General features: G+C 61.6%; 17 protein-coding genes, 4 tRNA genes and 1 pseudogene. 8 read left to right on the top strand and 14 right to left on the bottom strand.

Annotated features, from left to right (window positions below; translation table 11 throughout):
- Positions 1–23 precede the first annotated feature (23 nt).
- Both HU773_RS09170 and HU773_RS09165 read left to right on the top strand, forming a co-directional pair.
- Positions 24–1,832 (top strand): di-heme-cytochrome C peroxidase, encoded by a 1,809-nt coding sequence (locus HU773_RS09170; RefSeq protein ID WP_120732306.1) that lies wholly within the window; start codon positions 24–26, stop codon positions 1,830–1,832.
- 29 nt (positions 1,833–1,861) lie between these two features.
- The gene (locus HU773_RS09165) at positions 1,862–2,995 is read left to right on the top strand and encodes a catalase family protein (RefSeq protein ID WP_120732304.1); all 1,134 of its coding nucleotides are present in this window, start codon (positions 1,862–1,864) and stop codon (positions 2,993–2,995) included.
- A 46-nt stretch (positions 2,996–3,041) separates the two neighbouring features.
- Here the strand turns inward: HU773_RS09165 and HU773_RS09160 are convergent, their stop codons facing one another.
- The 3 genes from HU773_RS09160 to HU773_RS09150 are packed head-to-tail and all read right to left on the bottom strand — an operon-like array spanning position 3,042 to position 7,681.
- A complete protein-coding gene (locus HU773_RS09160; protein ID WP_169989425.1) occupies positions 3,042–4,010 on the bottom strand; it encodes a LysR substrate-binding domain-containing protein in 969 nt (322 codons plus the stop codon).
- A 50-nt stretch (positions 4,011–4,060) separates the two neighbouring features.
- Positions 4,061–6,070: a CocE/NonD family hydrolase gene (locus HU773_RS09155; protein ID WP_120732300.1), complete on the bottom strand. Its 2,010-nt coding sequence runs from the start codon at positions 6,068–6,070 to the stop codon at positions 4,061–4,063.
- Between the two features lie 27 nt (positions 6,071–6,097).
- Positions 6,098–7,681 carry a BCCT family transporter gene (locus tag HU773_RS09150; RefSeq protein WP_057959020.1) on the bottom strand — a complete coding sequence of 528 codons (1,584 nt, stop codon included), beginning with the start codon at positions 7,679–7,681 and terminating at the stop codon, positions 6,098–6,100.
- A gap of 1,056 nt (positions 7,682–8,737) precedes the next feature.
- On the opposite strand from HU773_RS09150, the pseudogene HU773_RS27625 reads away from it, so the two are divergent.
- Positions 8,738–8,836: pseudogene (locus HU773_RS27625) on the top strand (DNA-binding response regulator); the annotation flags it as partial.
- 87 nt (positions 8,837–8,923) lie between these two features.
- Here HU773_RS27625 and HU773_RS09140 read toward each other — a convergent pair.
- The 4 genes from HU773_RS09140 to HU773_RS09125 all read right to left on the bottom strand — a co-directional run bounded on the left by HU773_RS09140 (position 8,924) and on the right by HU773_RS09125 (position 9,567).
- Positions 8,924–9,000, bottom strand: a tRNA-Asp gene (locus HU773_RS09140).
- An 18-nt stretch (positions 9,001–9,018) separates the two neighbouring features.
- Positions 9,019–9,094 (bottom strand) — tRNA-Val (locus HU773_RS09135).
- Between the two features lie 301 nt (positions 9,095–9,395).
- Positions 9,396–9,472, bottom strand: a tRNA-Asp gene (locus HU773_RS09130).
- A 19-nt stretch (positions 9,473–9,491) separates the two neighbouring features.
- A tRNA-Val gene (locus HU773_RS09125) sits at positions 9,492–9,567 on the bottom strand.
- 159 nt (positions 9,568–9,726) lie between these two features.
- On the opposite strand from HU773_RS09125, the gene rdgC reads away from it, so the two are divergent.
- The 3 genes from rdgC to sugE all read left to right on the top strand — a co-directional run bounded on the left by rdgC (position 9,727) and on the right by sugE (position 12,171).
- On the top strand, positions 9,727–10,647 hold the full coding sequence (gene rdgC / locus HU773_RS09120; RefSeq protein WP_057438902.1) for a recombination-associated protein RdgC: 921 nt from the start codon (positions 9,727–9,729) through the stop codon (positions 10,645–10,647).
- A 147-nt stretch (positions 10,648–10,794) separates the two neighbouring features.
- Positions 10,795–11,751 (top strand): bile acid:sodium symporter family protein, encoded by a 957-nt coding sequence (locus HU773_RS09115; RefSeq protein ID WP_186625504.1) that lies wholly within the window; start codon positions 10,795–10,797, stop codon positions 11,749–11,751.
- 105 nt (positions 11,752–11,856) lie between these two features.
- Positions 11,857–12,171: a quaternary ammonium compound efflux SMR transporter SugE gene (gene sugE / locus HU773_RS09110; RefSeq protein ID WP_057438900.1), complete on the top strand. Its 315-nt coding sequence runs from the start codon at positions 11,857–11,859 to the stop codon at positions 12,169–12,171.
- Positions 12,172–12,240: 69 nt separating this feature from the next.
- Here sugE and HU773_RS09105 read toward each other — a convergent pair whose 3' ends face one another.
- From HU773_RS09105 to HU773_RS09095, 3 genes are all read right to left on the bottom strand, one after another.
- On the bottom strand, positions 12,241–14,115 hold the full coding sequence (locus HU773_RS09105; RefSeq protein ID WP_128593445.1) for an MFS transporter: 1,875 nt from the start codon (positions 14,113–14,115) through the stop codon (positions 12,241–12,243).
- Positions 14,116–14,182: 67 nt separating this feature from the next.
- Complete coding sequence (locus HU773_RS09100; RefSeq protein WP_057438898.1) at positions 14,183–15,337, bottom strand: TDT family transporter; 1,155 nt, start codon at positions 15,335–15,337, stop codon at positions 14,183–14,185.
- Positions 15,338–15,429: 92 nt separating this feature from the next.
- The gene (locus HU773_RS09095) at positions 15,430–16,614 is read right to left on the bottom strand and encodes an MFS transporter (RefSeq protein ID WP_186625502.1); all 1,185 of its coding nucleotides are present in this window, start codon (positions 16,612–16,614) and stop codon (positions 15,430–15,432) included.
- 90 nt (positions 16,615–16,704) lie between these two features.
- Here HU773_RS09095 and HU773_RS09090 point away from each other — a divergent pair, with 90 nt between their 5' ends.
- Complete coding sequence (locus tag HU773_RS09090; RefSeq protein ID WP_186625500.1) at positions 16,705–17,250, top strand: TetR/AcrR family transcriptional regulator; 546 nt, start codon at positions 16,705–16,707, stop codon at positions 17,248–17,250.
- Between the two features lie 139 nt (positions 17,251–17,389).
- Here HU773_RS09090 and HU773_RS09085 read toward each other — a convergent pair whose 3' ends face one another.
- The 4 genes from HU773_RS09085 to HU773_RS09070 all read right to left on the bottom strand — a co-directional run bounded on the left by HU773_RS09085 (position 17,390) and on the right by HU773_RS09070 (position 20,553).
- Positions 17,390–18,169, bottom strand: a complete 780-nt coding sequence (locus HU773_RS09085) for an ABC transporter permease (protein WP_057438896.1) — start codon at positions 18,167–18,169, stop codon at positions 17,390–17,392.
- Entirely contained in the window at positions 18,166–19,098 is a 933-nt protein-coding gene (locus HU773_RS09080; protein WP_057438895.1) for an ABC transporter ATP-binding protein, read from the bottom strand. Before HU773_RS09080 ends, HU773_RS09085 begins: the two co-directional genes overlap by 4 nt.
- A 134-nt stretch (positions 19,099–19,232) precedes the next feature.
- Positions 19,233–19,850, bottom strand: a complete 618-nt coding sequence (locus HU773_RS09075; RefSeq protein ID WP_115127706.1) for a glutathione S-transferase family protein — start codon at positions 19,848–19,850, stop codon at positions 19,233–19,235.
- A gap of 43 nt (positions 19,851–19,893) precedes the next feature.
- Positions 19,894–20,553, bottom strand: coding sequence for a transglutaminase-like domain-containing protein (locus tag HU773_RS09070; RefSeq protein WP_057438894.1), 660 nt, complete (start codon positions 20,551–20,553; stop codon positions 19,894–19,896).
- Positions 20,554–20,755: 202 nt separating this feature from the next.
- On the opposite strand from HU773_RS09070, the gene HU773_RS09065 reads away from it, so the two are divergent.
- Positions 20,756–23,203 (top strand): acyl-CoA dehydrogenase, encoded by a 2,448-nt coding sequence (locus HU773_RS09065; protein WP_057959010.1) that lies wholly within the window; start codon positions 20,756–20,758, stop codon positions 23,201–23,203.
- The last annotated feature ends 30 nt before the right edge of the window (positions 23,204–23,233 follow it).

Here is a 23,233-nt window from a genome sequence, read left to right as displayed (position 1 = left end):
ACAACTCGACAAGGATAGTTATCTTGCGCATTTTTTCCCGTGTTTTACTCCTGATCCTGTCATTTATGGGACTGGCCCTGGCCGTGGTCCTCTATTACGTGGTCAACCCCAAGCTGCCGGATTACGTGCCGGTGCAGCAGGTGCACTACCAGGACCAATGGACCGCCACCGACCGCCAGGTCTACTACTTCACGCCCCAGGGCACCCAGGTCAAGGGCCTGCGCTATAACTGGTTCACCGCGCTGGAGCTGCCGTTTTCCCAGCAGCGTTTTGCCGAACCGGCCAACCTGGCGCGTTTCGGTTTCCTCGTGGACCCGCGACAACAGGCCACAGCCCAGAACCCTGGCAACCTGCCCGTCGGCTTCGCCCGGCACAAGAATGCCGGCAGCGACGACGAGTTTCTCGATATCACTTGTGCCGCCTGCCACACCGGCGAATTGCACTTCAATGGCCAGGCCCTGCGCATCGACGGCGGCGCTGCACAGCATGTGCTGCCCTCCAGCGTGCCGACCCTGCGCGGTGGCAGCTTCGGCCAGGCGTTGGTGGCCAGTCTCGCCTCCACCTATTACAACCCGCTGAAGTTCAGGCGCTTCGCCCACAGCGTGCTGGGGGATCAATACGACGCCCAGTACGATCAGTTGCGCCAGGACTTCAAAAAGTCCCTGGACAACTTCCTCAAGGTGGCCTGGAACGATACCCACCGTGGTCTCTACCCCACCGAAGAAGGCCCGGGGCGCACCGATGCGTTCGGCCGCATCGCCAACGCGAGCTTTGGTGATGCGATTTCGCCGGACAACTACCGCATCGCCAACGCGCCGGTGGACTACCCGCAACTGTGGGACATGTGGACCTTCGACTGGGTGCAATGGAACGGCTCGGCCCAGCAACCCATGGCGCGCAATATCGGCGAAGCCTTGGGCGTAGGCGCGACCCTGGCGTTCTTCGACAACGCCGGCCAGCCGCTCAAGGGCGATGCACGCTACCCTTCCAGCGTACGCGTGCGTGACCTGAACCGCATCGAAGAAACCCTGCAACGGCTCAAGCCGCCGACCTGGCCTGAAGCGCTGTTCGGCACCATCGACAAACCCCTGGCCGCCCGTGGCCGCGCGCTGTTCGCAGAGAACTGCGCAGCTTGCCATGTGCCCAGCGTGAGCGAAGTCAACGGGCGCCCGGTGCAGCAGTTGAAGATGCTGCCAGTGGACTACATCGGCACCGACCCAGGCACCGCCAGCAACATTGCCGACCAGCGCTACGACCTCAGCGCCCTGCAATGGGACCCGGCCGAACTGGCGCAGTTGAATGTGGAGTTGCACCCGACGCCGACCGAACCGCTGGACTTGCGCAGCCTGTCCGTGGCCAAGGGCCTGGCCTATGTCACGGCGTTTGTCGAAGAGCACGCCTACCGCGCCGCCGGCATCACCCCGGCCGAACGCCCGCGCCTGGACGGCTACGGCCTGCCTATCGGCGTGCGCGAACTGCGCGCCTACAAGGCCCGCCCCCTGGCTGGCGTGTGGGCCACGCCGCCGTTCCTGCACAATGGTTCGGTGCCGACGATCTACCAGTTGCTTTCGCCCCAGTACGAGCGCAGCCGCACCTTCTATAAAGGCACCTTCGATTACAACCCGCGTCACCTGGGTTATCGCACCGAAGCCTTTAAAAATGCGTTCCTGTTCGATACCCGCATCACCGGCAACCACAACAGCGGCCACGAATTCCGCGCCGGCAAGCGTGGCAATGGGGTAATTGGCCGGGGCCTGGAGCCTGAGGAGCGCTGGGCGCTGCTGGAATACCTCAAAGTACTGGGCGGCCCCCTGGAGCAACAACTGCCATGACTTCCCCATTTCGATACAAGGACCGTTCCATGCTCGCTCGACTGTGGCTGCGCCTCGGCGCGTTTCTCGGCAAGACGCTGTTATGGCTGGTGGGCCTGGGCTTGCTCGGCTGGTTGCTGGCGACCCTGTGGTTTGCCTGGCACCACCGCGGCCCGGTGTCGGCCGATGAACAGATTCCACCCGGCGAAGCCGCCATGACCCAAGGCATCATTCAGACGGCCGTGCGTATCGTCGACCAGCACCGCGAAGGCACCCGCTACCTGCGTGATGCCCATGCCAAGGCCCATGGCTGCGTGAAGGCCGAAGTCAGTGTGCTGCCAGGTCTCGACCCGGCGCTGCGCCAGGGCGTGTTCGCCGAGCCGGGCAAGACCTGGCAGGCGATGATGCGCCTGTCCAACGGCAACGCTTATCCACAGTTCGATAGCATCCGCGACGCCCGCGGCTTGGCGATCAAACTGCTGGACGTGCCGGGCAAGCAACTGCTGTCCGATCAGCAGGCGCGCACCGAGCAGGACTTTGTGATGTTCAGCCACCCCAACTTCTTTGTCAGCGACGTGGCGGAATACGCGCAGAACGTCGGGGCCCAGGCCGATGGCAAGAAGGCCATGGCGTTTTTCCCCAGCCTCGACCCGCGCAGTTGGCAGGTGCGCCATCTGTTCATCGCCCTGGCGACGTTGGCGCCGGCCCCCGCCAGCCCGACCGAGGCGACATACTTTTCGGTATCGCCCTACAAATTTGGCACGGCCAACGCCAAGTTCCGCGTCGCCCCGGACCCGCAAAGCTGCCCGGAGTACAGCTTGCCCAAGCAGAACCAGGACTTGCCGAACTTCCTGCGCAGCGCCTTGAGCCAGCAGTTGTCCACCGACCGGGTCGACGCGTGTTTTGTGTTGCAGATCCAGCGCCAGAACCCACAGAAATACATGCCCATCGAAGACACCAGCATCGAATGGAAGGAAAGCGACGCGCCCTACGAGAGCGTGGCAAAAATCCGCATTCCGGCGCAGGACTTTGATACCCCAGCCTTGAACCTGGCCTGCGACAACCAGTCGTTCAACCCATGGTTTGGTGTGGAAGAGCACCGGCCGATTGGGGGGATCAATCGGCTGCGCAAGGCGGTGTATGAAGCGGTGAGTGATTATCGGCATAGCCGCAACGCCCCGTGAACAACGCCCGCGCTGACGTCAGCAAGAACGCCTCACCGCGTCATCGTTAACGATCATCGCGGGCAAGCCCGCTCCCACCGAACAGCCCCTGCGGCGTTGTATCGGACGCCGTCAGCAACCATTGCTGAAAACTACGCGCTGCCGAAGGCGGGTTGCGATGCTGTGGTTGCATCAGTTGCAGGCGGCCACGGCTGTGCATGTGGTGCGCCAAGGCCAGTTGCAGGCGCCCGGCAGCCAGCTCGCCTTCGAGCAAGCGCTTCCAGCCCAGGGCCACGCCATGCCCCATCACCGCCGACTGCATCAGCAACTGATAGCTGTTGGTGCGCAAAGCGTGCCGGGGCGTGTGGTATTGCGCGCCGATATCGGCGAACCAGTCGGTCCAGGTCAACCAATCGTGATAGTGGTCCTCGACGATCAACAAGGTATGGCTGTGCAACAGGTGTTGGGCGTCGCGTATCGCGCCATAACGCTCGATGTAGGCGGGGCTGCACACGGCGATGACCTGCTCGCTGGCAAACACCGGGGTCAGTTCCAGGCCAAGGGGCGCCGGCAGTTCGTCGAGGTGGTAGAACAGGCCCAGGTCATATTCGCTGACATCCAGGTGGCTCGGGCTTTCACTGCACAGGATGCGGATATCCAGGTCCGGGTGCGCATGCTGGAACGCCGGCAGCAGCGCGGCGAGCCAGATCGAGCTGATGGTCGGCGTGCTGGCCAGGGTCAGTTGGCGATCGGCACCGCGTCGGCGCAGCTCCGCCGACTCACGGTCGAGCTCGCGCAGCAGGCGCTGGATGGTGCGAAAGTAACGCACCCCGGCCGGGGTCAGGCTCAGCCCCAACGCCAACCGATAAAACAGCGGCCGTGCCAGGTCCTCTTCGAGGCGCTTGATCTGCCGGCTCACCGCGCTTTGGGTCAGGTTCAGTTCGTGGGCCGCCTGGGTAAAGCTCAGATGACGGGCGGCCGCTTCAAACGTCTGCAAACAATTGAGCGGTGGAAGGTCGACATTTCGGCGCGACATGCAGGGATCCGTGGCTGATCAGATGAGCAGGCATCCTGCCATTTGCCCGCTCACAACGCGACCCGCGCGACCCGTTTGCTCCAGGTGCGGTGATGCACCTGCACCCCGTTTTCCAGGGCCTGCTGCTGCGCCTCAATGTAGAACCACTGGGCGTCGGCGCGCACCTGCAGGCGGCTGTCGACCGCCACCGACCACGGCGCTCGCTCGACGCGGTACTGCCAGTGGATATCGGCCTGGGTCGACAACGGGTCCCAGGGCAAGGTGCGATATTGCTCGGTACAGCGCTGGTCCACCGCCAGGCCATGCTCGGTGAAACGCACGGCGCCCAGGTCGTCCTCGATGGTGACGCAGACTTCGCCACTGCCCACATCCTCGCTCAAGGTGCGTTTAGGCGCTGCCGCCCGCAGCACCTCCAGCGCAACCGGGCTAGCCGCTTGCGGGGCCTCGAACGGGCACGGCACGGCCGCGCCGCTGAAGATCGGCAATTGCACACGCTGCACGGCGGGCAGCACAGTCAGGGTGGTCAACTCGCGACTGGGCCACAGCAACGGGAAGCTCGCGGTACTCAGGGCCAGACGCAGGCGGTGGCCGGCCGGCACGCGCACGCCGACGTGATCCAGGTTCAATTGCACGTCCATGGGCTCGCCCGGCACAGGCGGCGTCAGACGGGAGAAATCTTCACGTAGGACAAGGTTAAGCACGCCGTAGGTGATCTGCGTGACTTGGCCGTCGGGCGCCACCGCATTCAGACGTGCCACCAGTTGCCCGCAGGGGGTATCGCTGGCCAGGCGCAGGTGCAAGCGCACATCCCCCAGCAGCGCCAGGGGTTCAGCCAACGGCGGCGAGTCGAAACACAGCGACTGCGCATCGTCGCGACGCTGATCGGTGGGGCCATCGGGGCCGAACCAGATGGCGCAGTACTCGCCCTGGTGCAGACCGGTGGTCAGTGGCGAACAGATACTGCGCGGGCCGCCCAGTGCCTGCTGGCCGGGGCTGAGGCCATGGTCGTTGAGGCTGTAGTCGGTCCATTGCACCTGGGGATCGGGCCAGCCCGAGGTCTGCACCCAGATCCCTGGGCGCTCGGCATAACTGCCCTTGGGTGCCAGCACATCCTGTAGGTAAAAGGTGCAGGCAGCGTCGTCCATCACCCGATTGTCGATACCTTTAAGCCAGTGGTCCCACCAGCGCCTGGCCTCCTGCAGGAAGCCAATGGCCGGGTTGGGCACGGCGAAGTGCGGGTACTTGTGAATCCACGGGCCGATCATGGCTTTCTTCGGTCCCGGCAGATGTTGCATCAGGCGCGGCACCGCATTCTTGTAGGCATCGCCCCAACCGCCCACGGCATACACCGCCGCCTTGATCGCCGAGTAGTCCTCGCAGACCGAACCGTGACGCCAATAGGCATCGCGGGTCTGGTGCTGCAGCCAGGTCTCGGCCAGCAGCGGCATGGCGTCGAGGCGTTGTTGCCACAGGCTTTTCCAGGCATCGCCGACCAGCAGCGGGTCGGGCGCCGCCGCGCTGAAGTTGAGCATGGTCGCGGCCCAGCCGAAGTTCTCCAGCAGCAGGTTGCCGCCCTTGTAATGGATGTCATCGGCATAGCGGTCATCGGTGGAGCACAGGGTGATGATCGCCTTCAATGCTTCGGGCTGGCGCGCGGCGACTTGCAGGCTGTTGAAGCCGCCCCAGGAGATGCCCATCATTCCCAGGTTGCCGTCGCACCAGGGCTGCTGGCACAGCCAGTCGATCACTTCGAGGGCGTCATCCTGCTCCTGCAACAGGTACTCATCGGCCATCAGGCCCTGGGATTCGCCATTACCGCGCATATCGACCCGCACGCAGACATAGCCCTGCCCCGCCATCCACGGATGGGTCAGCGCATCGCGTAGCGCCGTACCATCACGCTTGCGATAGGGCAGGTATTCGAGGATCGCCGGGAAGGCCTGCACACTGGCGGTGTCAGGCAGCCAGATACGCGCTGCCAGTTGCGTGCCGTCGCTCAGGGGGATCAGGCAGTGCTCGATTTCAAGGACCTTGTAGGCAAATTCGGTGACGATTTCCATCGGTAACTCCAGCAACAAAGAGGCAAGTCAGCGGGCAAAATCCGCCACGGGGCTGGCACCACGCAGGCCAGGTTCGACGTGGACCGCAGGGGCCTTTACGTCCAGCAGCGCGGGGTTCTTCAACCAGTAGAGCAACGACGTGCTGGCCAGCAGCACCAGGATCATTCCCGGCAGGCCGCCGAGGTTGGAGAGCATCTTCACCCCGTCGATGCCGACAAAGGCCACCATGACCCACGACACCGTGCCGATGATCACGCCCCAGACAATCTTCAGCAGCGGGTTGCCGTCCAGGTCCGAATCGGCGGTGACGCCTTTGCTGCACAGGTTGGCGATCACGTCGGTGCTGGAGTCGGCGGCGGTGACAAAGGAGATAAAGGCAACAAACAACAAAAACGCGATCATCAGGCCGCTGGCCGGCAACTGCTGGAACATCTGGTACAGCACATGCTCCACGCCTTGCTCGTTGAGCACGCGGTTCAAACTGCCATCGCCGAGGGCATCGAAGTACAGGCTGCTACCGGAGAAAATGCAGATCCACAGCGCGGTAAACAGCGCCGGGTACAACATATTGATCTGGATAAATTCGCGCACCCTGTAGCCCCGGCCGATCTTGCCGAGGAACAGCGCACTGACCGGGGCCCAGGCGAACCACACCGACCAGTAGAACACCGTCCAGCTCTGCGGCCAGCTGTCGCCACTGGCGGCACCGGTGGACAGGCTGCGGCTGAAGAAGGTGTCGAGGTACACCCCCAGGGACTCGACGCCCAGGCTGAAGATGTACAGGGTTGGCCCACACACCAACACGAACGCGCCCAGGGCCAGCATGATCCAGGTGTTGAACGACGACAGCATGACGATGCCGCGCTGCAGGCCGCTGGCGGCCGAGGCGACAAAGGTGAACACGATCACCGCGATGATCAGGCCCAGGCGCAACGGCGTGGTCTCACCGCCGATGTACTGGCTCAGGCCACCGGACAGGGTCAGCGCCCCGGTGCCCAGGGACGACGCCATGCCTGCGACCAGGGCGAACATCGCCAGGGTGTCGATCAACCCGGCATAGCGTTTGACCCGCTCGGCGCCGAGCAAGGGTTGCAACATGGCGCCAATCGAGAAGTGGCTGCGCAGGTTGTAGAACACCAGGGCAAACACCAGGGAGGGCACCAGGTAAATCGCGTAGGGCGTGAGGGTCCAGTGCAGGAACATTGTCGACAAGGCAAAGCTCTTGGCCGCCGCGCTGCCCGCCTCGATCGGCAGGCTGGAGGGTGGCGAGTACAGATGGTAGAGCGGTTCGGCCGTGGTCCAGAACAGCACGCCCACCGCCAGGGTGGTGCACAGCGCGACCATGAACCAGCGCCATTTGCTCAACAGCGGCGTGGCGCCCTCCCCGCCGATACGCACCTGGCCCAGGGGCGAAAAATACACAATGGCCGTGAGCACCAGCATGGCGAAAGAACCGGCACTGAATAGCCAGGAAAAGTTTTGCAGGATCACCGTATTGAGCTGTTTGCTCACGGCGAGGAATGCGGTGAGGTCAACGTAGCTGGCGATCACCGCCGCCAGCAAGATCAGAAAGGTTGGCCAGAAGACCAAAGGACGCAATGGGTATTTCATCTCGTGCGCTTCCCCAGACAGACTATTTTTATTGCCTTTGCAGGCCATTGTTAGAAGCGGGCACTGTGCCGCCTTGAAGTCTTCGCGTGGCTATAGATAAGCGTGGGTGCCGGCCGCGGTGCAATCGACCAATGGGTATGGGGGTATTCCGTCAGGTCATGGCTGAGCAAGAGCAAAACCGCGATTGCTGTGGCGAGCGGGCTTGCCCGCGTTGGGTCGCGCAGCGGCCCCAGTAGGGTCGCGCCGAGTTTTCCAGGTAGACCGGGGGGATGGTTTTGGGGCCGCTACGCAGCCCAACGCGGGCAAGCCCGCTCGCCACAACAAGCCCGCTCGCCATAATTGAGTCTCAGGTTTTAGGGTTTTTATCCGCCCCCTGTAAAGAGTTCATATAGTTTGCCTGTTCGCCATAACGTTTACGTCGCCGCTATTGAGTAACTAAGTCCAAACCCTCTACCGTTACCTCCTACCCCAACACCCGTAGGAAGTTATCGTGGAAAGTTCAACTTTAGGCATGGTCGTCCTGTCGATGATTGCGCTCTTCGGCACTGCCGCGTTTTGCTTCGAACACCTCGCCACCCGCAGCGAGAAGAAAAAGAAAACCAAATAAGCGGGTCGTCAACCTCAGCAGCACCCCAGCGTTTAAATGACGGGGCTCGCCGTACTGATGGGCAAATGGCTGACCCGGGTCTTCACCGGAACCCACCATGCCTTGCCGGAACGTTATACCTATCGCCTGCGGGCATCGACCCACAGGAAACCATGGGCTGGGCCCGCTTCGGTTCGGCGCTGTTGTTATCGAACGCGGCGTGCTGGAACTGGCCCAGCGCGATCGCCTGAACGACCCACAGGAACACCGCCTGGTGGAAGCCTGCATGAGCCAACTGGCGATTGCCCTGGAGCGTGTGCATTTCGTCGAAGTGGCGCAAAGCAACCTGGTGCAGATGGAAGGCGAAAAAATGCGCAACACCCTGCTCGGTGTCGCCGGGACCGCCTTGCGCCTGAACCGCCAATGGCACTCGCTGGAAGAAATCGTCGGCAGCGCGCCGGCCAATCTGTCATATGGCGCATCTACGGCAAAAGCTGGAGGTGGATCCGGCGCAGCCGCAGTACTTTATTACCGAATTGCAGGTGGGCTACCGGCTGGTGGGGTTGTAGGACAGCAAATCCCAGGCACAAAAAAGCCCGCTCAATGAGCGGGCTTTGCGTGGTGACCTGGCGTTCAGCGTTCCAGGTAACCGAATATGGCGCAGCGGACGGGACTCGAACCCGCGACCCCCGGCGTGACAGGCCGGTATTCTAACCGACTGAACTACCGCTGCGCGTAGCGTTGGACGTAATGGTGGGTGATGACGGGATCGAACCGCCGACCCTCTGCTTGTAAGGCAGATGCTCTCCCAGCTGAGCTAATCACCCTTTACGTTCGGTGCGGGGCGCATCATATACGAAAAATCCGCAATGTGTTGATTTAAATGCAATTTATTTAAAATATCTTTTCGCCGGCAGCCTACGCCCCGGAAAACCGGCGCGTGGAGTGGGTAAACGCGAGCCTATTGGTTACCCCGCCCCAGCCCCACAAAAGGACGACGCGGCGCTCTCAGGTGCTTCGCGAGCAAGCCCGTCCCCACAGAAAGGCAAACCCCAGACAGCAAAAAGCCCGCTCGATGAGCGGGCTTTCTGTGGTGACCTGGCGTTCAGTGTTCCAGGTTACCGAATATGGCGCAGCGGACGGGACTCGAACCCGCGACCCCCGGCGTGACAGGCCGGTATTCTAACCGACTGAACTACCGCTGCGCGTAACACATGAAGCGAATGGTGGGTGATGACGGGATCGAACCGCCGACCCTCTGCTTGTAAGGCAGATGCTCTCCCAGCTGAGCTAATCACCCTTCGTTTCGGTGTGGCGCGCATTCTACGGAGCGTCCCCTGGTCTGGCAAGCACTTTCTTAAATCTTTTTTTTCAGCCCTTCCAATGGCTTAGGCAGGGTTGGCCTCAGGCCTTATCAAGAGAATAATGCCCCACTTTGTATAAAGGAGAGACTCACCCCATGTGGTTCAAGAACCTGCTTATCTATCGCCTGACCCAAGATCTGCCTGTTGATGCCGAGGCGTTGGAAACTGCAATGGCCACCAAACTGGCGCGCCCTTGTGCAAGCCAGGAGTTGACCACTTACGGTTTCGTCGCGCCTTTTGGCAAAGGCGAAGACGCGCCCCTGGTGCACGTCAGCGGTGACTTCATGCTGATCGCTGCGCGCAAGGAAGAACGTATCCTGCCGGGTAGCGTGGTGCGTGATGCGGTGAAGGAAAAGGTCGAAGAGATCGAAGCCGAGCAAATGCGCAAGGTCTACAAAAAGGAGCGCGACCAGATCAAGGATGAAATCATCCAGGCCTTCCTGCCTCGTGCGTTTATCCGTCGCTCGTCGACCTTCGCTGCCATCGCGCCGAAACAGGGCCTGATCCTGGTGAACTCGGCCAGCCCCAAGCGCGCCGAAGACCTGCTGTCGACCCTGCGTGAAGTGATCGGCACCCTGCCGGTACGCCCACTGACCGTGAAAACCGCGCCGACTGCGGTGATGACCGACTGGGTCACCACCCAGAAGCCGGCCGATGACTTCTTCGTGCTCGACGAATGCGAACTGCGCGACACCCACGAAGACGGCGGCATCGTGCGCTGCAAGCGCCAGGACCTGACCGGCGAAGAAATCCAGCTGCACCTGACCACCGGCAAAGTCGTGACCCAACTGTCCCTGGCCTGGCAGGACAAGCTGTCGTTCATGCTCGACGACAAAATGACCGTCAAGCGCCTGAAGTTTGAAGACCTGCTGCAAGACCAGGCCGAACAGGACGGCGGCGACGAAGCCCTGGGCCAACTGGATGCCAGCTTTACCCTGATGATGCTGACCTTCGGCGACTTCCTGCCGGCGCTGGTGGAAGCATTGGGTGGTGAAGAGACCCCGCAAGGCATCTAAACGCGCACGCTCAATGTAGGAGCTTGGCCTGCGATGGCGGCGTATCAGTTACAGAGTCACTGACTGACACACCGCTATCGCAGGCAAGCCAGCTCCCACAGTTGATGGGGTTACCACTCCCAGTACTCTAATAATAAGGACATCGCCATGCGCGCACTCGCCGCCTTGAGCCGTTTCGCCGGCACTACCTTCGCCTACTGGGTGCTGATTTTTGCTGTGCTCGCCTTCCTTCAGCCCCACTGGTTTATCGACCTGAAAAGCGCCATCGTGCCGCTGCTGGGCCTGGTGATGTTCGGCATGGGCCTGACCCTCAAACTGGAAGATTTCGCCGAAGTCGCGCGCCATCCGTGGCGCGTGGCCCTGGGCGTGATCGCGCAATTTGTGATCATGCCCAGCGTGGCCTGGCTGCTGTGCCAGACCTTCAACCTGCCAGCAGAAATCGCCGTTGGCGTGATTCTGGTCGGTTGCTGCCCTAGTGGCACCTCTTCCAACGTCATGACGTGGCTGGGCCGTGGCGACCTGGCGCTGTCAGTGGCCATCTCTTCCATCACCACCCTCCTCGCCCCGCTGCTGACGCCGGCCTTGATCTGGCTGCTGGCCTCGGCCTGGTTGCCGGTGTCGTTCATGGACCTGCTCTGGTCGATCCTGCAAATGGTGTTGCTGCCTATCGTGCTGGGTGTCCTGGCGCAGCGTCTGCTGGGTGAGCGCGTGCGTCATGCCGTCGAAGTGCTGCCGCTGGTCTCAGTGGTCAGCATCGTGACCATCGTCGCTGCCGTGGTGGCTGCAAGCCAGGCGAAGATTGCCGAGTCGGGCCTGCTGATCATGGCGGTGGTGATGCTGCACAACAGCTTTGGCTACCTGCTGGGTTACCTCACCGCCCGCGTATTCGGGCTGCCACTGGCCCAACGCAAGTCATTGGCCCTGGAAGTCGGCATGCAGAACTCGGGGCTGGGCGCCGCACTGGCCAGTGCGCACTTCTCGCCACTGGCGGCGGTGCCCAGCGCGTTGTTCAGTGTCTGGCACAATATTTCCGGGGCGTTGTTGTCGACGTATTTCCGCCGGATGAGCGAGAAGGAAGATCGCAAGGCCCTCACCGAAACTTGATCGGCTGCGGGCTTTTCGGCACTCTACGAACCTTCGCGGGGACGACCCCGCGACTCGTTTGAGCACTTACCAGGGGACGACCCCACTTCTAAAAGGAAGGTCTTTATGTCCTGGGTCATTCTGTTTTTCGCCGGGTTGTTTGAAGTTGGCTGGGCCGTCGGCCTGAAATACACCGACGGTTTCAGCAAGCCAATGCCCACCGCCCTGACGATTGCCGCCATGGCCGTCAGCCTCGGCCTGCTGGGGCTGGCCATGAAGGAGCTGCCGCTGGGTACCGCCTATGCCATCTGGACCGGCGTCGGTGCAGTGGGCACGGTGATTGCCGGGATTATCCTGTTTGGGGAGTCCATGGCGCTGTTCCGACTGGCCAGTGTGGCGTTGATCATTGCCGGGTTGATCGGGCTCAAGATTAGCGCGTAAGCCACTAACGCTATCGCAGGCAAGTCGAATCGTCGACTTGCCTGCGATGAGGCCCTTAAATCCGAAAACCTACCTGACACTCCCCCGCAACGCCCCAACCTGTTCCTGCAAGGCCTGTGGCGTCGCCTGCTCCACCGCCAACGGCGGCCCCGCCACCAACGTCACCCGCGACCAGATCCGGTGAAAGATCCCCTTGTTCGGGTCACGGCTGAAAAAGCTCCCCCACAACCCCTGCAACGCCATGGGAATCACGGGTACCGGGGTTTCCTCGAGAATCCGTGTCACGCCACTCTTGAACTCGTTCATCTCACCGTCGGCAGTCAACTTGCCTTCGGGGAAGATGCACACCAACTCGCCATCCTTCAGGTACTGGCTGATGCGCTGGAAGGCCTTTTCGTAGATCTGCAGGTCTTCATGGCGTCCGGCAATCGGAATGGTGCCAGCGGTGCGGAAGATAAAGTTGAGCACCGGTAAGCGGTAGATCTTGTAATACATCACAAAGCGAATCGGCCGACGCACCGCGCCGCCAATCAGCAATGCATCGACAAACGACACATGGTTGCACACCAGCAGCGCCGCACCTTCGTCCGGTATATGTTGCAGGTCGCGATGCTGCACGCGGTACATGGAGTGGCCGAGCAGCCAGATCATGAAGCGCATGGTGAACTCGGGAACAATCCTGAAGATGTAGGTGTTGACCGCAATGTTGAGCAGCGACACCACCAGGAACAGCTCGGGGATCGACAGCTTGGCCACACTCAACAGCACGATGGTGACAATCGCCGAGACCACCATGAACAGCGCATTGAGAATATTGTTGGCGGCAATCACCCGCGCCCGCTCGTTTTCAGCGGTACGCGACTGGATCAAGGCATACAGCGGCACGATATAGAACCCGCCAAACACCCCCAGGCCGAGGATGTCAGCCAGCACCCACCAGGCCTGGCCGTACCCCAACACCGCCAGCCAGTCGTTGGCCTGGACGTTTTGCGGGAAGCCACCGGAATGCCACCAGAGCAACAGGCCAAACACCGTCAGGCCGAATGAACCAAAGGGCACCAGACCGATTTCCACCTTACGCCCGGAGAGTTTTTCGCAGAGCATCGAGCCCAACGCGATACCGACCGAGAACACCGTGAGAATCAGGGTCACCACGGTCTCATCGCCATACAGCCACTCTTTGGCGTAGGCCGGGATTTGCGTGAGGTAGATCGCCCCGACAAACCAGAACCACGAGTTGCCGACAATCGAGCGCGACACGGCGGGCGTCTGCCCCAGGCCCAGGCGCAAGGTGGCCCAGGACTGGCTGAAGATGTTCCAGTCCAGGCGCATCTCGGGGCTGGACGCCGCGGCGCGCGGGATACCCCGGCTGGCCAGGTAGCCCAGCACGGCAATCGCGACAATCGCAGTCGACACCACCGGCGCGTACTGCGCAGAGGACATCATGACCCCGGCCCCGATGGTCCCGGCGAGGATCGCCAGGAATGTGCCCATTTCCACCAGGCCATTGCCGCCCACCAACTCCTCTTCGCGCAAGGCTTGCGGCATGATCGAGTACTTCACCGGGCCAAACAGCGCCGAGTGGGTGCCCATGGCAAACAGCGCCAGCAGCATCAGTTCCAGGTGGTTGGTCATAAAGCCGACGGCCCCCACGACCATGATCACGATCTCGCCGAGCTTGATTGCGCGGATCAACGCATCCTTGTTGAATTTCTCGCCAAACTGCCCGGCCAGGGCCGAGAACAGGAAGAACGGCAGGATAAACAGCAAGGCGCACAGGTTGACCCAGATCGAGCGGTCACCTTCGATGGTCAGCTTGTAGAGAATGGCGAGGATCAACGACTGCTTGAAAATATTGTCGTTGAACGCCCCCAGGGACTGGGTAATGAAGAACGGCAGAAAACGCCGTTTGCGCAGCAAAGTAAATTGCGAGGGGTGACTCATCGTCAGTGTTCCTGCGTGGCCTGAAGGCTTTATTGATTTTTCAGGCCACGACTTTACCTAATCCTGCTTACTTATTCCCCAATCCTGCAATGCACGGTGAAACAAACAGCTCACCTTTATAGGCACCCTGCACCGTGCGCTTGCTGACCACCAGCCACATCAGGGCCAGCGCGGCGACCAGCACGCTGCCGGTCACGCTGAAAAATGCCAGGTGCAAAGTACTGCCCAGTTTCAACGTGGTCAGGGCATACACCCCCAGCGGGAAGGTAAACCCCCACCAGCCCAGGTTGAATGGAATCCCGGCACGCAGGTAACGCAGGGTGATCAGCACCGCGATCAACATCCACCACAGGCCCAGGCCCCACAGGGTGATGCCGGCAACCAGCCCCAGGCCGGCGGCAATCTCGCCGATGCCGGCAAAGCCATTGGCGGCGAAGATCGCCGGCGCGTCCTGGCCCAGCAGCAACATGCCCAGGGCGCCGGTGCCGATCGGGCCCAGGGCCAGCCAGCTCGACGCGGCCATGTTGGCGTGGGGCAGTTTATGCAGGGCCATGCGCAGCATCAGGATCGTCAGAATGCTGAACGCAACCGGCAAAGAAAACGCCCAGAGCACGTAGCTGGTCACCAGCATCACCAGTTGCGAATGGGCGTCGACCAGATGCGGCGCCAACAGGCCACCACTGGCGGCGGCGACTTCGGCAGCCACCACCGGCAACAGCCAGACCGCTGTCATCTGGTCGATGCTGTGTTCCTGGCGGGTAAACATCATGAACGGGATCAACACCCCACACGCCAGGGCCATGGCGACGTCCAGCCACCACAGGGCCTCGGCCAGTTGCACCACGCCCTCGCCCCAGCGCGGCAGGCCAAACAGCAGCAGGCCATTGATAATGGTCGCCAGGCCCATGGGGATGGTGCCGAAGAACATCGAGACCGTGGAGTGTCCGAAGATTCGCCGCGCCTCGTGAAAAAACATCACCCAGCGCGCCGCGTATAAACCGCTGAACAACACAAACAAAACGATCGTCAGCAGCCACAGCCCTTCGGCGATGGCATAGACACCCGGCAATTGCACCGGCAATTGCGCCAGGGCCAACGCCAGCACGCCGGTGCCCATGGTGGCGGCGAACCAGTTGGGGGTGAACTGGCGAATCACTTCCCTGGGGGCGGCCAAATGGCTGAAAGGTTTGTAACTGGGGGTGATGCTATTGGGGCAGGTCATGGCTCAATCCTCTTCCTCGTATGAGGTTGAGCCCATGATAGAAGCCTAAGGAATATCTATATAACGGGTAATATCTCTAACTGTTATCTGTTTCACCTATATGCAGACTTGGCCGGCGCTTGCCTCATCAAGCCAATCAAGGCGCCGAGGGCCAATACGATCAACACCCCGCCGTAGCCATAAGTGGTAGCGATCAGGCCAAAACTGCGGGTCAGGTTGCCCGCCAACAGGGTCGGCAGGCAGAACGCCAGGTAACTGAGGACGTAGAACGCCGACATCAACCCGGCCCGCTCATGGGGCAAGGCCAGGGGGACTACGCTGCGCAACGCGCCGAGAAAACCTGCGCCAAATCCGCTGCCAGCCACCAGCGTGGCGAAGAAAAACAAGCTCAGGTTGGCGCTGTGAACCGCACCGAGGATCAGTGCGACGCCCACGGCCAACAGGCCGGCTCCCAGGCGCAGCACCTTGCCCGCCGGGCGATTGCGCAGGCTGAAAATCATCACCGCACCGCTCAAGGTCAACACCGCGACCAGGCCGCCACCGATCAGGTTGGAGGTGGATCCGGTCGCCGCCCTTACCAGCGACGGCGCCAGCGACAAGTAGAAACCGCTCATGGCCCACACCGCGATATCCACCGGCAGCGACAGCCACAAGGCCCGGCGCGCCTGGGCCGGCACATGCAGGGTCGGCCATAGCGAGGCGAGCGCGCCAGGGATGGGGCTGACGCTTTCCGGCAAGCGCCAGACATACAGGCTCTGCAACAGCATCAGCGCGAGCAAGGCCCAATAGATCAACTGGGTCGGCAGCGGCGCGAACTCCACCAGCACACTGCTGCCCATGGCGCCACAGGCCATGCCCAGCAATGGCGCGACACTGTTGACCAGCGGGCCCTGCCGACGGTCAGTGTCGAGCAACGCAGCGCCGAGCACGGCGGTGGCCATGCCTGTGGCAACCCCCTGCAAAGTGCGGGCGGCGATCAGCCAGGCAACACTGTCGGCGTAGATAAACAGCAGCATCGCCAGCATATTCAGCACCAGCGCGGCGAAGATCACTGGCTTGCGCCCCAGGTAATCCGACAGCGAACCGACGGTCAACAACGCAGCCAGCAGGCTCAAGGCATAGACGCCGAAGATCAGCGTCAAGGTGCCAGCAGAAAAGTGCAGGCCCTCCTGGTAAAGGTGATACAACGGCGTCGGCGCGCTGGAGGCGGCGAGAAACGTCAGCATGGTGCTCGCTAGAAACACCAGGCTGGAACGATGAGAAGTGACGCTGGACATGGGCACGCTCCGCTAAAGCTAATATTTTGCTTTTGTGGAGTGTGCTACTGGGTCGCGCTTAAAGCAAATTCTTTGTGTTAAGGTTTTGGCATGGCGATAAAAGAAGGCCTCCGCCCGGGGGGCCGTAGTGCCCGGGTACAAGAATCGGTTCATTCGGCGGTGCGCCAGCTACTGCAAGAGCAAGAGCGCGCCAGCGTGACAGTACCGCAAATTGCCACACGCGCCGGGGTCACGCCGTCGACCATCTACCGGCGCTGGGGCGACCTCGCAGCCCTGCTCGCCGACGTCGCCCTGGCCCGCATGCGCCCCGACAGCGAGCCCGCCAACACCGGCAGCCTGCGCGGCGACCTGCGAGCCTGGGCCGAGCAGTACCTGGACGAGATGAGTTCGGAACCGGGGCGCACGATGATGCGCGATGTGCAGTGCAGCCAGACGCCGGGGTACTGCGTGACGATTCTGGGTGGGCAACTGCAAGTGATCCTGGACCGTTACCAAGGCAGCGGCCAGGCATTGCCCAGCGTGGATCGACTGATCAATCTGCTGGCGGCGCCGACGGTGTTTCGAATTCTGTTTGACGCGGCGCCGATGCGGGTTGAGGAGTTGCATGAGCTGATTGAGATTGCCCTGCACACCTGACCCGACTGTGTGTATGCGGGCTTATGTGGGAGCGGGCTTGCCCGCGATTGCAAGGTGTCAGTCAATACCTCTTTAACTGACCCGCCGCTATCGCGGGCAAGCCCGCTCCCACATATGCCCACACATCTTTAGACCTGGCTTAGGTACGCATCCCACGCCCGCTCACCAGCAGCCGTGCACAGCCCAGATACAACACCACCGTCGCCACGATCATAAAGGTGATCGCCACGCTGATCTTGATATCCGACACGCCCAGGATCCCGTAGCGGAAGGCATTGACCATATGCAGCACCGGGTTGGCCAGCGACACGGTCTGCCAGAACGGCGGCAGCAGGGTAATCGAGTAGAACACGCCGCCCAGGTAGGTCAGCGGGGTCAGCACAAAGGTCGGGATGATCGAGATGTCATCGAAGTTGCGCGCAAACACGGCGTTGATAAAGCCCAGCAGCGAGAAGATTGTCGCCGTGAGCACCACCACCAGGATGGTCACCCCCAGGTGATGCACCTGCAGGTCGGTGAAGAACATCGACAGCACCGTCACAATCGCCCCGACCATCAAGCCACGCAGCACGCCGCCCAGGGTGTAGCCGATCAGGATGGTGTGTGGCGACACCGGCGAAACCATCAATTCCTCAATGGAACGCTGGAACTTGCTGCCAAAGAAACTCGACACCACGTTGCCGTAGGAGTTGGTGATCACCGACATCATGATCAGCCCAGGCACGATGTATTCCATATAGGTGAAGCCACCCATATCGCCAATCTGCCGGCCGATCAGGTTCCCGAAGATCACGAAGTACAGAACCATGGTGATCGCTGGCGGCAGCAGGGTCTGCGGCCAGATGCGCATAAAGCGCTTCACTTCGCGGTAGACGATGGTGTTGAGCGCTACCAGATTGGGTTGGAACTCGGAATTCATACCGCCACCTTCGCCAGATTCTTCTCCACCAGGGACACGAACAACTCCTCCAGGCGATTGGTTTTGTTGCGCAGGCTCTGCACTTCAATGTTCTGCAAGGCCAGTTGGCTGAACAGCGCGGTGATGCCCACGGTTTTATCGACCTGCACTTCCAGGGTATGGCTGTCCACCAGGCGGTTGGGGTAGCCGATCAACGCAGGGGGCGCGGACAGGTTGTTTTTCAGGTCAAGCAGGAACGTCTCCACATGCAACTGGCCCAGCAAGTTACGCATGCTGGTGTTCTCGACAATGGTGCCGTGGTCGATGATGCCAATGTTGCGGCACAGCTGTTCAGCCTCTTCCAGGTAATGGGTGGTGAGGATGATGGTGATGCCTTTCTGGTTCAGCTCGGTGAGGAAGGTCCACATTGAGCGGCGCAATTCGATGTCCACGCCGGCCGTCGGTTCGTCGAGGATCAGCAGGCGCGGCTCATGCACCAGGGCGCGGGCGATCATCAGGCGCCGCTTCATGCCGCCGGACAAGGAACGTGATGGCACGTCGCGCTTGTCCCACAACCCCAGCTGGGTCAGGTACTGCTCGGCGCGCTCCTTGGCGATTTTCGGCGGGATGCCGTAGTAACCGGCCTGGGTCACGACGATATCGAAGGTCTTTTCAAACTGGTTGAAATTGAACTCCTGGGGCACCACACCAATGCAGCGCTTGAGCGCGGCCGGGGATTTATCCAGGTCATGGCCAAAGATATTCACCGTGCCACTGGTCTTGTTGACCAGGGTCGACAGAATACCGATGGTGGTGGATTTGCCGGCACCGTTGGGGCCGAGCAATGCGAAGAAATCACCTTCGGCGACATCCAGATCAATACCACTCAGGGCCTGGAAACCGTTGCCGTAGGTTTTGGTTAGCTGCCGGATGGACAGAGCGGAACTCATATCGGATTACGCACCAAGGAAGGGAATAGAAGAAATAGATAAGGGCGCGCCACACCTAATACAACCGCAGCGCACGGCAAGCATGGTGCTTGCCTGCGCCGCACAAGTACAGTCACCTGTATTAATAGTCAGTATTAAGTCAACGCGGTCATTACCGCTTTTTGATAGGCCGGACGTTGCTGCAAACGCCGGTACCACGCCTCTAGATTGGGCATCGCCGGGCGTTCGATCGGCATCTCGAACCAGGCATAAATAAAGCTGCCCAGGGGAATATCACCCATGCCGATCTCGTTGCCGGACAGGTAGGGCTGCTCAGCCAGGGCCTGGTCCACGGTTTTCAACACCTCGATACAGGCATTGCGCCCGGCATGGATGCTGTCCCAGTCCTGCCGCTCGGCCGGCGTGCGCAAAATGCCCCAGAACACCGTCTTGAACGGTTCGGCAAAGGTCGAGGTGGTCCAGTCCATCCACTTCTCGGCATTGGCCCGCGCCTGCAGATCGGCGGGGTACCAGCTCGAAGCCTGTTTGGCGCAGAGGTAACGCACGATGGTGTTGGATTCCCACAACACAAACTCGCCGTCCTCGATCATCGGCACCCGGCCATTGGGATTCAATGCCCGGTACTGCGGTGTATCGACCACACCAAAGGCCCCGCCCGCATCAATTGCCTCATAGTCCAGGCCGAGTTCCTCGGCGCACCACAGTGCTTTCCTGACGTTTGACGAATTTTTACGACCCCAGATCTTCAGCATGACCGCCTCCCAGTGGATGAATGCCGGAGCAGCATACGCCGGTTCAGCCGCGACTCAAATCGCTCTGCATATCACCTAACAATTGCGGCGAATGCTCGCCAAACAGGTGCGGGTAACACTTTTCCAGGTGGGCAAAGAAGAATTCCTCGGGCACCTCGGCAAATTGCCCATGGTCCACCACATACTCCATGGAGCGCTGGCCCTGGCGGTTGAACGGGTGGAAAACGCTGTCGTTGATTCCGTCGAAATCCAAGGGCGGCACATCGAACAATTCGCACAATTGCTGGTTGAACGCCGGGGTCGCCTTGACCCAGCGCCCATCCAGATACAACTCCGTGTAGCCATGCATGGCGAACACATCACTCTTGAGCAACTCGATCAGGCGCGGGGTCGACAGATGGTTGCGCACATCGGCCAGGCCAATGCGCGACGCTATGCCGCAATGCCGGGCGCACGCCGCCAGCAGGGTGGCCTTGGGCACGCAATAGCTCTGCCCGGCAGCCAGGGCGTAGCTACCACGCAGGGTTTGCGGATCGCGGCTGAAGGTGTAAGGGTTGTAGCGTACCGCTTCGCGCACGGCGTAATACAGACTGACTGCCTGGTCACGGGGATCACGGCTCGAACCGCGATGTTTTTCGGCGAACTCCACCACCGTGGGGTGGTCACTATCGATGAAGCGGCTGGGACTCAAGTACGCATTCATGGGGATTTTCTCCGAGGCGAGCCTGGAGTCTAACCACAGGCCCGACCGAAGGTTAACGACGATTCGGCCAAATGTCGGCGCCTGCTGCCTGTGACTGTCGAGCACTTCCCGCCACACCACGTAACACCCTCAGGCACCGTTTTTCCGGATGCCGGCTAAGCTCTGAGGGTGCTTCTGCCCCTGGTTTCACGGAGGATTGAATATGCTGTTGTTGTGGATACTGGTTCTGGTGCTCGGCATTGCCTACCTGGCACACCGTCGTACCGCGCCCCTGCCCGCCCTGGGCGTGGTCGCCGTCTACCTGTTGGCGATGGGCGCCTTCAGCCATGCCCCGGGCTGGTTGCTATTGGTGTTCTGGGTGCTGCTCGCGGTAGTCGCCGCCCCCCTGCTGCTGCCCGACCTGCGTCGCCAGTATTTCACCGCACCGCTGTTCAACTGGTTCCAGAAAGTATTGCCGCCGATGTCCGAGACCGAGCGCGATGCCATCGACGCCGGGACCGTGTGGTGGGACGGCGAACTGTTCAGCGGCCGTCCCGACTGGGACAAGCTGCTGGCCTACCCCAAGGTGCAGTTGACCGAAGAGGAACAGGCTTTTATCGACGGCCCCACCGAGGAGCTGTGCGCGATGGTCACCGATTGGGAAATCGGCCAGGCCATGGACCTGCCGGCAGCGGCCTGGGACCATATCAAGCAACACGGTTTCTTCGCCCTGATCATCCCCAAGGAGTTCGGTGGCAAGGGCTTTTCCGCCTACGCCCACTCCCAGGTGGCAATGAAACTGGCGACCCGCAGCGGCGACCTCGCCTCCACCGTCATGGTCCCCAACTCCCTGGGCCCGGCCGAGCTGCTGTTGCACTACGGTACCGACGAGCAACGCAACCACTACCTGCCGCGCCTGGCCCGTGGCGATGACATCCCGTGCTTTGCCCTGACCGGCCCGCTGGCCGGCTCCGATGCCGGCGCGATGCCCGACACCGGGGTGATCTGCAAGGGCGAATGGCAAGGCAAGGAAACCCTTGGCCTGCGCCTGAACTGGGAAAAACGCTATATCACCCTGGGCCCGGTCGCGACCCTGCTGGGCCTGGCCTTCAAGGCCTATGACCCGGACCATCTGCTGGGCGAGGAAGAAGACCTGGGCATCAGCCTGGCGCTGATCCCCACCGACACCCCCGGCGTGGAAATCGGGCGCCGTCATCTGCCCCTCGGCGCGGCATTCATGAACGGCCCCAACTCCGGCAAGGATGTGTTCATTCCCCTGGACTTCCTGATCGGTGGCCAGGAAATGCTCGGCAAGGGCTGGATGATGCTGATGAACTGCCTGTCGGTCGGCCGTTCGATCTCCCTGCCGGCGGTGGGCACCGGTGCAGCCAAGTTCACCAGCCTGGTGACCGGCCAGTACGCCCAGGTGCGCGAGCAGTTCAACGTACCGCTGTCCGCCTTCGAGGGCATCCAGGAAGCCCTGGCCCGTATCGGCGGGAATGCCTGGTTGATGGACAGTGCGCGGATGCTCACCGCCAATGCGGTCGACCTGGGGGAAAAACCTTCGGTGCTCTCGGCGATCCTCAAGTACCACCTGACCGAGCGCGGCCGCGAGTGCATCAGCCACGCCATGGACGTGCACGGCGGCAAGGGCATCATCATGGGCCCCAACAACTACCTGGGCCGCAGCTGGCAGGGGGCGCCGATCTTCATCACCGTGGAAGGGGCGAATATCCTTTCGCGCAACCTGATGATCTTCGGCCAGGGGGCGATTCGCTGCCATCCATTCGTCCTCAAGGAAATGGCCCTCGCCGGTCGTGAAGATCGCGACCAGGCACTCAAGGAGTTCGATGGGCTGTTGCTGCAACATATCGGTTTTGCGGTGAGCAACGCCGCCAGCACCCTGGTGTTGAACCTGGGCCTGGGCCACTTCGAAAAAGCCCCGGGCAACCGCTTGAGCCAGGGTTACTTCCGCGCCCTCAACCGCCAGGCCGCCGCGTTCGCCCTGCTGGCAGACCTGAGCATGATGCTGCTGGGTGGTGAGCTGAAGCGTCGTGAACGCCTGTCGGCACGGCTGGGGGATGTACTCAGCCATATGTACCTGGCCTCGGCGGCGCTCAAGCGCTACCACGACCTCGACTCCCCGGATCATCTGGAACCGCTGTTTGCCTGGGCCATGGAAGAAAGCCTTGGCCAATCGGAACGCGCGCTGGATGAGTTACTTAGCAACTTCCCCAACAAAGTGCTGGGCTGCCTGATGCGGGTCATCGTGTTCCCATTCGGGCGTCGCCATAAAGGCCCGTCCGATGCACTGGACGCTGAAGTCGCCGCAGTGATTGGCCGAGCCAAGGGCGACCCGACCCTGGAAGAACTGCTGGCTGGCTGCTATCGCCCGCAATCGGCGGAAGATCCGGTCGGCGCGTTGCAACACGCCTATGACCTACTGGGTGCCAGCCACCCGCTGCAAAAGAAACTCCACAGCGCCCTCAAAAGTGGCCAGGTCAAGCCGCGCGCCGGGGAACACGCCATCGACGCCGCACTGGAAGCAGGCGTGCTGCAACCGGCTGAAGCGCAAACCCTGCGCGACGCGGAAGTGGCGCGGCGCAAGGTGATCGACGTGGATGACTTCAGCAAAGAGGAGCTGGCCCAGGCGCCCGGCAGAGTCCGCTGAGACCAACCGTCATATAAAAACGGGCGCGAG

The sequence above is a fragment of the Pseudomonas shahriarae genome (genome assembly GCF_014268455.2).
In the GTDB taxonomy this organism is placed as follows: Bacteria; Pseudomonadota; Gammaproteobacteria; order Pseudomonadales; family Pseudomonadaceae; genus Aquipseudomonas; species Aquipseudomonas shahriarae.
The sequence above is the reverse complement of the archived record's forward strand: the minus strand, read 5'-3'. Positions and strand labels throughout refer to the sequence as shown.

Bases quoted from the DNA above. Each gene is read 5' to 3' on its own strand.
- HU773_RS09155 (WP_120732300.1), bottom strand. From the start codon at position 6,070: ATGGAAATCGTCACCGAATTTGCCTACAAGGTCCTTGAAATCGAGCAC.
- rdgC (WP_057438902.1), top strand. From the start codon at position 9,727: ATGTGGTTCAAGAACCTGCTTATCTATCGCCTGACCCAAGATCTGCCT.
- HU773_RS09115 (WP_186625504.1), top strand. From the start codon at position 10,795: ATGCGCGCACTCGCCGCCTTGAGCCGTTTCGCCGGCACTACCTTCGCC.
- sugE (WP_057438900.1), top strand. From the start codon at position 11,857: ATGTCCTGGGTCATTCTGTTTTTCGCCGGGTTGTTTGAAGTTGGCTGG.
- HU773_RS09160 (WP_169989425.1), bottom strand. From the start codon at position 4,010: ATGTCGCGCCGAAATGTCGACCTTCCACCGCTCAATTGTTTGCAGACG.
- HU773_RS09150 (WP_057959020.1), bottom strand. From the start codon at position 7,681: ATGAAATACCCATTGCGTCCTTTGGTCTTCTGGCCAACCTTTCTGATC.
- HU773_RS09090 (WP_186625500.1), top strand. From the start codon at position 16,705: ATGGCGATAAAAGAAGGCCTCCGCCCGGGGGGCCGTAGTGCCCGGGTA.
- HU773_RS09075 (WP_115127706.1), bottom strand. From the start codon at position 19,850: ATGCTGAAGATCTGGGGTCGTAAAAATTCGTCAAACGTCAGGAAAGCA.
- HU773_RS09105 (WP_128593445.1), bottom strand. From the start codon at position 14,115: ATGAGTCACCCCTCGCAATTTACTTTGCTGCGCAAACGGCGTTTTCTG.
- HU773_RS09080 (WP_057438895.1), bottom strand. From the start codon at position 19,098: ATGAGTTCCGCTCTGTCCATCCGGCAGCTAACCAAAACCTACGGCAAC.
- HU773_RS09165 (WP_120732304.1), top strand. From the start codon at position 1,862: ATGCTCGCTCGACTGTGGCTGCGCCTCGGCGCGTTTCTCGGCAAGACG.
- HU773_RS09100 (WP_057438898.1), bottom strand. From the start codon at position 15,337: ATGACCTGCCCCAATAGCATCACCCCCAGTTACAAACCTTTCAGCCAT.
- HU773_RS09070 (WP_057438894.1), bottom strand. From the start codon at position 20,553: ATGAATGCGTACTTGAGTCCCAGCCGCTTCATCGATAGTGACCACCCC.
- HU773_RS09095 (WP_186625502.1), bottom strand. From the start codon at position 16,614: ATGTCCAGCGTCACTTCTCATCGTTCCAGCCTGGTGTTTCTAGCGAGC.
- HU773_RS09085 (WP_057438896.1), bottom strand. From the start codon at position 18,169: ATGAATTCCGAGTTCCAACCCAATCTGGTAGCGCTCAACACCATCGTC.
- HU773_RS09065 (WP_057959010.1), top strand. From the start codon at position 20,756: ATGCTGTTGTTGTGGATACTGGTTCTGGTGCTCGGCATTGCCTACCTG.